Annotated in this window: 1 protein-coding gene; it reads right to left on the reverse strand. The window is 65.6% G+C overall.

Annotated elements, in window-relative coordinates:
• Positions 1 to 255: 255 nt before the first annotated feature.
• Positions 256 to 1146 (reverse strand): DUF2493 domain-containing protein (locus K7H22_RS19955; protein WP_230802556.1); only part of this gene is annotated, 891 nt, incomplete at its 5' end.

Below are 1146 nucleotides of genomic sequence, written 5' to 3' on the forward strand. Positions count from 1 at the left end.
TCCGAAACACGCCCCGAGGGACGTGCAGGTCTTCAGCCTCATGTGCGACGTCTCGACCCCTCGCGTCTTGCGCTGCTGACGATGTGCGTGATGGGCTCACCATCCCCATCCTGTACCGATGCGGATGGGCCGCACTCTGACGGACTGGGTAGAGGGATAACGGTGCTGGCCGCCGCAGACTGCCGATCGCGCTTGACCGATCGCACGCGCCATGAGACATGACGAAAGGGCCGCGCCAAGCGCGACCCGCTCTCTTCAATCCTGCGCGGTCTTCTTCGCCGGGTCCGCAACCCGCATGACCGTCAGGCCTTTCGCTTCCGCCTTCTGCCCGAGGTTCAGTGCGACCCCGTTGCCGCCGAAGAGTACAACCCCCGTCGCCGCGAACTTGTCGTCCAGCATCTCATCGTTGCACTTGAACGGTGCCGCCCGCCCGTGCGCGGACCAGCGCGGATCGAAGCGCGCCTGCGCGACCCCGCGTGCCCGGGCCCACCGAGCCGCAATCATCTCCGCCCCGTGCTTGCCACCCTTGTGGCAGAGGAAGATCTCCTGGTTGCGGTTCTGCTTGATGCGTTCGCGAACCTTGTCGAGCGTGTTGAAGATCACATCGACATCGGTCCAGTCGGTGGCGCCTGAGACGATCAGGGGAACCCCCTCGACTTTCGATTTCTCGGCAGTCTCGCGGTCGTGCTGCTCCAGGAGCTGCCGTGCCTCGAAGACCGCCCCGGTCTCTTGCGCCCGGACGCTTGCGCGGGAGCCTGCCGCCGGGATGAAGGCGTGGCCCGTTTCAATCTCGTAGCATTCCGCCGCCGCCTCGCTCATTACCTCGATGGCGCCGACGATCTCGCGCAGCTGCAGAAAGCGCGCCTGCGCCTCTTCGAGCGCGGTCTCGGCGATCTCCGATCCGTCATGGGATTTTGCCAGCGCGCCGATCTTGTCGGCGGTGCGGTCGACCTCCTTGCCGAGTGCCACTTTGCGGCGCTGCAGGATCGTCGCGAGCCCATGGGCCAGCGGTTCGATCTCTGCTTCAAGCCCGGTCCCCCGCAGCTGCCCGAGCAATGCCTCGAAGCTCTCGCGGATGATGTGGTCGGTCAGGATGTGATCCTCGGGGATCGGCAGCTGCGCGTCCTTCTCGGTCAGTCCGAAAAG

Source organism: Seohaeicola saemankumensis (genome assembly GCF_021021435.1).
Taxonomy (GTDB): domain Bacteria; phylum Pseudomonadota; class Alphaproteobacteria; order Rhodobacterales; family Rhodobacteraceae; genus Seohaeicola.